Here is a 7792-nt window from a genome sequence, read left to right as displayed (position 1 = left end):
GCCGGCGGGCACGGCCCGGAGGCCAGGGCCTCCGGGCCGTGCCCGCCGGCGATCAGGAAGCCGGCCAGCGAGGAGTCGCCCGCACCGACATTGCTGCGTACGACGTCGACGCGCGCGCTGCCGTACCAGGCGCCCGAGGCGTCCACCAGCAGTTGCCCGTCGGCACCGAGGCTCGCGAGGACCGCGCCCGCGCCCAACTCCCGTAGTTCCTCGGCCGCCTTGACCGCGTCTCCTACGGTGGCCAGGGGGCGGGAGACGGCCTCCGCGAGCTCCTCGGCGTTGGGCTTGACGACGTCGGGGCGTTCGCGCAGGGCCTCGATGAGCGCGGGGCCCGAGGTGTCCAGGGCGATACGGACGCCGGCCGCGTGGGCGCGGGCGACCAGGTCGGCGTACCAGGACGGCGCGAGGCCGCGCGGGAGGCTGCCGCAGCAGGCGATCCAGTCGGCGCCACGGGACTGCTGCCTGACCGTCTCCAGGAGCAACTCCTGTTCGGCGGCGGTCAGTTCGGGGCCCGGCGCGTTGATCTTCGTGAGGACGCCGTCCGCCTCCGCCAGCGCGATGTTCGAGCGGGTGGCTCCGGCGACCGGGACCGGCGCGACCTCGATGCCCTGCGCGTCGAGCAGGTCGGCGACCAGCGCACCCGGAGCACCGCCGAGCGGCAGGACGGCGACCGTACGGCGGCCTGCGGCGGCGACCGCGCGGGAGACGTTGACGCCCTTGCCGCCCGGGTCCATGCGCTCGCCGGTGGCCCGTATGACCTCGCCGCGGTCCAGCGAGGGGACCTCGTAGGTGCGGTCGAGGGACGGGTTCGGGGTGACCGTGAGGATCATGCGCGCACTACTTCCATGCCGCCGCGCTCTATGGCGGTGGCGTCTTCAGGGCTCAGCCCGCTGTCGGTGATCAGGAGGTCCACGTCGCTCAGGGCGCCGAAGCGGGCGAAGTGCTCCTGGCCGTGCTTGGCGGAGTCGGCGAGCAGCACCACACGGCGGGCGGCGGCGACCGCCGCGCGCTTCACCGCGGCCTCGGCGAGGTCGGGCGTGGTCAGCCCGTGCCCGGCGGAGAAGCCGTTGGCCGCGACGAACACGACGTCCGCGCGGATCTCGCCGTACGCCCGCAGCGCCCAGGCGTCCACGGCGGCGCGCGTACGGTGCCGCACGCGTCCGCCGACGAGGTGGAGCTGCATGCCCGGGTGGTCCGCGAGGCGGGCCGCGATGGGCAGGGAGTGGGTGACGACGGTGAGCTCGGCCTCCAGCGGGATGATGCCCGCGAGGCGGGCCACCGTCGTACCGGCGTCGAGGATCACCGTGCCCTGCATGGGCAGTTCGGCGAGGGCCGCCTTGGCGATCCGGTCCTTCTCGTCGGCCGCCGTCGACTCGCGCTCGGCGAGGTCCGGCTCGAAGTCGAGCCGTCCCGCGGGTATGGCACCGCCGTGCACCCGGCGGACGAGTCCCGCGCGGTCGAGGGCCTTCAGATCCCGGCGGATCGTCTCCGCCGTGACCTGGAACTCCTCGGCCAGCGAGATCACGTCGACCCGGCCGCCGTCACGGGCCAGCCGGAGGATCTCCTGCTGCCGCTCCGGTGCGTACATGTCCGTTCGCCTCCGACCTGTGCCCGAACTTGTGGTTTCGCTCGGAGGCTACGCCCAGATTTCTGGAAAGTAAACAGGTTCGGGCATCAGGTGGACATGAACGGGCAGAGGGGATCCAACCGGCTGTGGTGCGGGGGAGATCGGGTGTGGCGGCGGGAGTGATCGTGTGTGGCGGTGGGCGGTGTCAGCCGCGGCGCAGCTCCTTGATCTTCTTCTCGGCGGCGAGGATGGCGCGCACCAGTTCACCCCGGGCGGTCTCCTGGCGCATGGCCTGGACGAGCTGGGCGCGGTGCTCCTGGACGGTGATGCGTACGGCCGTCGGGTCGGGCTCGGGCAGGGCGGTGGCGACGTAGCCCTTCACGCACTCGACGACCTTCCGCAGCTCGGTCCGGACGGCCTCGGTGTTGTCGGCTATTCCCTCGATCAGGTTGCCGATCTGGGAGATCTCGGCGAACTCGTCGGCGACGCAGGGCTTCCGGGTGAGGCGGCACTGGGCCTTGTAGAGATCGGCGAGCCACTCGGCGGGCTTGTCGTATTCGGTGTTCGTCTCGTCCCTGCGACGCGTCCTCCGCGTCCAGGCGAAGACCTGCCTCTGGTGCTGGTACGCCAGCAGGGCGACGCACCCCCCGCCGGCGGAGAGAGTGGGCACCAAGAAGGTACTGATCATCATGCGGTGGTCCGTTCGGGGATGGAGCGCGAGCGGGGAGGGAAGCGGTGTGCCGGGGCGAGGCGGGGTCAGGCCCCGGCGGCGAGGTGGCGCAGCGCGTCGACGTCGTGGACCAGGAACTTGCGGTAGCGGGCCTCGACGATCCCGTGGTAGCGCAGGGTCCGCAGCGCGTTCTCCGTGGTGGAGACGGCGAGTTGGAGGGCGGCCGCGATGTCCTTCTGACCCGGGCCGGTGATGGTGGTGGTGCCGGTCCGGGGGTCGGGGACGCCCGCGGTGTCGGCGAGATGCGCCAGGAGCCGGCTGGTGCGCTCCAGGGGCGGCCGGGTGGTGAGGGTGTAGACGAGTTCGTCGTTGCGGTTGCGGTCCTCGAGGCTGCGCAGGAGTGCGACCTTGGCCTTGGGCCTGCTGCTCAGCAGGACGTTGAAACGGCGCGCACGGCAGGGGATGACCACGGTCCTGGCCAGGCACCTGGTGCGGACCGCGGATTCGAGGGTGATGAGCTTGGCCTCGCCGACCAGTTGGCCACCGCCCCGGAACCGGGTGACGGTGGGGGCGTTCTCCCGGTCGCCCAGCGGGAAGCGGTCCTGTCGTACGACGCCGTCCCAGATCAGGTAGACGTTCCGGTCGTCCTGCCCCAGCGGCAGGTACTCGTCCGGGCCGAAGCTACGGCCGCGCAGGTCGTCCGCCAGCAGAAAACGCCAGTCCTCGGCCGACAGGCGCTGGAGGAAGCTTCCCTCGGGCTTCTTCTCGTGGTCCTGGAGAAGATCGGTCGGGCGGTTGGTGTCGGTGGGCCGGCCGATGTCGGAGGGGCGGCCGATGTCGGAGGGGCGGCCGGAGTCGATGGACCGGTTGATGTCTACGGACCGGCCGGAGTCGATGGACCGGCGGCCGGAATCGGAGGACCGGCCGGAATCGATGGACCGGTTGATGTCTACGGACCGGCCGGAGTCGGAGGACCGGCTGAAGTCGGAGGAGCGGCCGGGGTCGGCAGACCGGCGGCCGGAGTCGGCAGACCGATCGGTGTCGGAAGACCGGCCGGTGTCGGAAGACCGGCCGGAGTCAGAAGACCAGCCGGAGTCAGAAGACCAGCCGGAGTCAGAAGACCGGCCGGAGTCGGAAGACCGATCGGAGTCGGAAGAGTCAGAAGACCAGCCGGAGTCAGAAGACCAGCCGGAGTCAGAAGACCGGCCGGAGTCGGAAGACCGATCGGTGTCCGCCCGCCGGTCGAAGTCGGTCGGCCGGTCGAAGTCGGTCGGTACCTTGATGTCGGCCGAAGGGTCGGTGTCCGCCGAACCGTCTTTGTCGATGGGCCAGTTGGAGCCGGCCGACCAGTTGAAGTCGGAGGTCGAGGGCACGCTCACTCCCCCGTACCGGCGGTCGCGGCGGCGCGTGCACCGGCGTACGCGCCCTGATGCGCGCGGTGGTGACGGTGTGTCACGGACTGGGGGCCGCGGGTGGCGCGGAGGCCGCGGCGCGACGGCGGGAATACGCCGTCGTCGTTGACGGTACGCATCAGGTCCATTCCTCGTTGTGGCTACGCGTGGAAGCCCCGCTGGTCAGCGGGGTTCCGGGTGGTGGGTCCGGAGGATTCCGGGAGGTGCTGCACCGTCGGACTGGTGAGGCCCGGCGGGTGGAAACTGTGGCGCGAGACAAGACGGTACCCCTCGCCAGGAGTGAAGAGCCAGTCGTGTTTTCGGGGGCGCGCGCGGAGAATGTGGATCTTGCCGACAACCCCTGCCCGTGGGGCTTTATTACAGAAGATCGAGGATAGTTTGAAGGGGAAAGGAATTACCTTTCACCCCATTGCCTATCGCGACCGCCCCGGCTGTCCGGACCCTTTTCCAGGGGGCGAGGGACTCTTCTCGGATGACCGAGATATGACACCCGCACAAACCGACGGTAAAAACAGGAGGCCCCAGGGGAACCACCCCCAGGACCTCCCGGAATGGTCCGGACCCACCAAGGATCAGACCGGTGCCCAGTAAACACCACGGATGCCGTTTGGGTCACTCCCCGTCCGACAACATCAAGCCCGCAGCGGTGGATCGCCGGACAGAACCCCTACGGGCGGGGTTTGTCACCGACCGCACACCTCTCCGTACACGCCGTCGGAACACCTCGACGGGCCGCGCTTTTTGCCCCCTTTGCCCGCACGCGAACAAGGCATCATCGCCCTCTACGGGGACATGACAGCGTTATCAAATGATTGCCAACGATCAATAGTCAACAGATTCGGCCAACACTCACCCGCCCGACCGGCACCCCCGGCAAACAGAAGCGCGCCCGGCACGCCATATGGAGCGGCCCACTCCGGCCCGCTCGATTAACCGTCCCCCGCCACGGGAATTTCTTTTCGAGAGGCAATCCGGGCCGACAGAAAATGCGGTGGGCCGGGGCGGGAAGCGGAACCCCCGACCGAAATCAACGGTTCGCCGCCGCACATCGTAAAGGTCGACGAATGGATAAGGGCACTGTCCCCGGTCCGCCCCCGGTACCGTGCCGGCGCCCGTGTCACCCGCACCCGGCCCGTCCGTCACATCGTCAACTCACGCACTGTCAGTTTTCTTGCGGCACAGGCGAGTTGGACACACGGTGAGTACACGAGACGCCCGAAGTCGGCGTGTTCCCCACAGAACCGTTCATTTGGGGACGTAGTGCGGCGTTCGCCCCGGAGTGCGCCGTCGGACCGCCCGGCGCACGCCTCCTTGTGAGCACCGGCGTACGCCATCGTCCGGGAGTTCACGTCGAGCGCCCCGCCCCCTACTGACTGGGGGCGGGGCGCTGTCGTACGTCGGTGGAGCGCGTCGGCGGTGTGCGGCGACGGCATACGACGACGGTGTGCGTCGGCGGAGCGCGTCAACTCCCGCTCGGGGCTGCTGACTTCTCCACAGCCGCCGACTTCTCCGCGACTGCCCGCTTCTCCACCGCCATCCGCTTCTCCACCGCCGCCCGCCCCGGCAGCGCGAACATCAGCAGGAAGATCACGCCCATCACCGCGGCCACCCAACCCAGCGCGTTCTGGAAGGCGTTGACGAACGCGGGGCCGACCTCGGCCGGGGTCAGCCGGTCGCCGATCGAGCCGAAGAAGACCACCGACACGAGCCCGAGCCCCAGCGCATTGCCCATCTGCTGAACGGTGTTGATGAGTCCGGACGCCGAACCCGCGTGCTCACGCGGTACTTCGGAGAGGATCGTGTCGGTCAGCGGGGCGAAGATCAGGCCCATGCCGGCGCCCATCACGACGAGCGGGAGCGCCATCTGCCAGGAGGCGATGGCCAGTTGGTACCGGTCGGCCTCCCAGAGGTAGAGCAGCACGCCCACGACCATCACCAGCGCGCCGGTCTGGAGCACATTGCGTCCGCCGAGGCGCGGCACCAGCTTCTGGACGGACAGTCCGGCCGCCACCGAGACGGCGACCGAGAACGGTACGCCGGTCAGCCCGGCCCGCAGCGGGCTCCAGCCGAGGCCGATCTGCATGTACAGCGTCCAGACCAGGAAGAAGATGCCGAGTCCGACGCCGAAGACGGTCTGCACGGCGATACCGGCCGCGAAGCTCTTCACCTTGAACAGGGAGAGTTCGACCAGCGGGGAACCGTCCCGCTCGGCCTTCCGCTTCTCGTACGCCACCAGTCCGGCGAAGACCCCGATCGAACCGGACATCGACACGAACCCCCAGGCGGGCCAGCCCAGTTCGTCGCCGCGGGTGAGGGGATAGAGCAGCATCAGCAGCCCGAGGGTGACCAGGGCGACGCCGACGAGGTCCAGCTTCAGGGCGCGCGGAGCCTTCGACTCGGTGATGAAGCGGCTGCCGAGGACCAGGCCCGCGATGCCGACGGGCAGGTTGATCAGGAAGATCGGGCGCCATTCGAGACCGAAGAGGTTCCACTCGGTGAGCAGGGCACCGAGCAGCGGTCCGGAGACGGCCCCGAGGCCGACGATCGCGCCGAACAGCCCGAACACCTTGCCGCGTTCGTGCGCCGGGAACGTGGCGTGCACGATCGACAGCACCTGCGGCACCATCATCGCGGCCATGCCGCCCTGGAGGATGCGCGAGGCGACCAGCATCTCCGGGTTCGCGGCGAAGCCGCACAGCGCCGAGGCGAGCGTGAAGCCGCCGATCCCGAGGAGGAACAGCCGCTTGCGGCCGTAGATGTCGCCGAGCCGCCCGCCGGTGATCAGTCCGGCGGCGAAGGCGAGCGCGTAACCGGCCGTTATCCACTGGATCTGGCTGAAGGAGGCGCCCGCGTCCCGCTGGATCGAGGGGATCGCGACATTGACGATCGTGACGTCGACGAGGTCCATGAAGGCGGCCGTCATCACGATCGCGAGGGCGAACCAGCGCCGCCGGTCGGCCACTTCGGCCTCGGGTGCTGCGGAGGCCGGGCTGTCCACAAGGGTTTCGGTGGAGGTCATGGCTCGAAGCTATGACCCCATTAGGTCAGATCGTGTCCTAGTTCTACGGCATCCTCGAACTCATGACGACGGACACCCCGGCCCGGCTCCTCCAGCTCCTCTCCCTCCTCCAGACGCCCCGCGAGTGGCCCGGCGGCGAGCTGGCCGACCGGCTCGGGGTGTCCCGGCGCACGGTCCGCCGGGACATCGACCGGCTGCGCGAACTCGGCTATCCCGTGCAGGCGACGCTGGGTTCCGACGGCGGCTACCGGCTCGTCGCGGGCAAGGCGATGCCCCCGCTGGTGCTGGACGACGAGGAGGCGGTGGCGATCGCGGTCGGGCTGCGCGCGGGCGCGGGGCACGCGGTGGAGGGCGTGGACGAGGCGTCGGTCCGCGCCCTGGCCAAGCTGGAACAGGTCCTCCCTTCCCGGCTACGGCACCGGGTCGCCACGCTCCAGGCCGCCACGACCCCGCTGACCAGTGGCGACGGCGCGAGCATCGCCCCCGAGACGCTCACCGTGATGGCCTCGACGGTGGCCGGCCGGGAGCGGCTGCGCTTCGAGTACCGCGCGAAGGACGGCACGGAGTCGCGCCGCGTGACGGAGCCGTACCGCCTCGTCTCGACCGGGCGGCGCTGGTACCTCGTCGCCTACGACCTCGACCGCGAGGACTGGCGGACGTTCCGGGTCGACCGGGTGAGCCGCCCGTTCGCCACCGGGGCGCGCTTCGCCCCGCGCGAGCTGCCGACGGGCAGCGCGGCGGAGTACCTGCGGCAGTCGATGTACCGCCGCCAGGAGACCTACGAGTACGTCGTGACCTTCGCCGCCCCCGCCGACGCCGTCGCCGCGCGTATCCCGGCCTGGCTCGGCACCCCGGAGCCACTCGACGACCAGAGCTGCCGCCTCCGCGCCACGACCGGCGACGCGGTGCACTGGCTGGCCGTACGCCTGGCCATGCTGGAGTGGGATTTCACGGTGCACGAGCCGGCGGAACTGGTCCGGTGCGTACGGGAGTTGGGGGAACGGCTCAGTCGCGCGGGGGGTGCGTGAACCGGGCCCGGGGCCTACCCGATCCGCCGGTCAGCCGCGCACGCGATACGTGCGTACCCTCACACCCGCCCCGCCCCGCACGCGATACGTGCGCAC

Annotated in this window: 7 protein-coding genes; 1 reads left to right on the top strand and 6 read right to left on the bottom strand. The window is 70.2% G+C overall.

What is annotated here, in order from left to right; genetic code table 11:
- The 6 genes from pfkB to JHN63_RS48660 all read right to left on the bottom strand — a co-directional run.
- Positions 1-830, bottom strand: an 830-nt coding sequence (pfkB, locus tag JHN63_RS48685) for a 1-phosphofructokinase (protein WP_200691559.1), incomplete at its 3' end; no start/stop codon positions are given.
- Positions 827-1588, bottom strand: a complete 762-nt coding sequence (locus tag JHN63_RS48680; protein ID WP_200691558.1) for a DeoR/GlpR family DNA-binding transcription regulator — start codon at positions 1586-1588, stop codon at positions 827-829. The genes pfkB and JHN63_RS48680, both read right to left, overlap by 4 nt.
- Positions 1589-1772: 184 nt before the next feature.
- The gene (locus tag JHN63_RS48675) at positions 1773-2258 is read right to left on the bottom strand and encodes a hypothetical protein (protein WP_200691557.1); all 486 of its coding nucleotides are present in this window, start codon (positions 2256-2258) and stop codon (positions 1773-1775) included.
- Positions 2259-2323: 65 nt separating this feature from the next.
- Complete coding sequence (locus JHN63_RS54525) at positions 2324-3610, bottom strand: helix-turn-helix domain-containing protein (protein WP_307782170.1); 1287 nt, start codon at positions 3608-3610, stop codon at positions 2324-2326.
- Positions 3611-3612: 2 nt separating this feature from the next.
- Positions 3613-3768 (bottom strand): hypothetical protein, encoded by a 156-nt coding sequence (locus JHN63_RS48665; RefSeq protein WP_200691556.1) that lies wholly within the window; start codon positions 3766-3768, stop codon positions 3613-3615.
- Between the two features lie 1343 nt (positions 3769-5111).
- Entirely contained in the window at positions 5112-6668 is a 1557-nt protein-coding gene (locus tag JHN63_RS48660; RefSeq protein ID WP_200691555.1) for an MFS transporter, read from the bottom strand.
- A gap of 62 nt (positions 6669-6730) precedes the next feature.
- Between JHN63_RS48660 and JHN63_RS48655 the strand changes: the two genes are divergently transcribed.
- Positions 6731-7696: a YafY family protein gene (locus JHN63_RS48655; RefSeq protein ID WP_200691554.1), complete on the top strand. Its 966-nt coding sequence runs from the start codon at positions 6731-6733 to the stop codon at positions 7694-7696.
- The last annotated feature ends 96 nt before the right edge of the window (positions 7697-7792 follow it).

This window comes from Streptomyces sp. MBT65 (assembly GCF_016612545.1).
Classification (GTDB): domain Bacteria; phylum Actinomycetota; class Actinomycetes; order Streptomycetales; family Streptomycetaceae; genus Streptomyces.
Note: the sequence above shows the minus strand (reverse complement) of the source record. Positions and strands in the feature narration are given on the sequence as shown.

Coding starts and splice junctions, on each gene's coding strand:
- JHN63_RS48680 (WP_200691558.1), bottom strand. CDS start 1,588: ATGTACGCACCGGAGCGGCAGCAGGAGATCCTCCGGCTGGCCCGTGAC.
- JHN63_RS48675 (WP_200691557.1), bottom strand. CDS start 2,258: ATGATGATCAGTACCTTCTTGGTGCCCACTCTCTCCGCCGGCGGGGGG.
- JHN63_RS48665 (WP_200691556.1), bottom strand. CDS start 3,768: ATGCGTACCGTCAACGACGACGGCGTATTCCCGCCGTCGCGCCGCGGC.
- JHN63_RS48660 (WP_200691555.1), bottom strand. CDS start 6,668: ATGACCTCCACCGAAACCCTTGTGGACAGCCCGGCCTCCGCAGCACCC.
- JHN63_RS48655 (WP_200691554.1), top strand. CDS start 6,731: ATGACGACGGACACCCCGGCCCGGCTCCTCCAGCTCCTCTCCCTCCTC.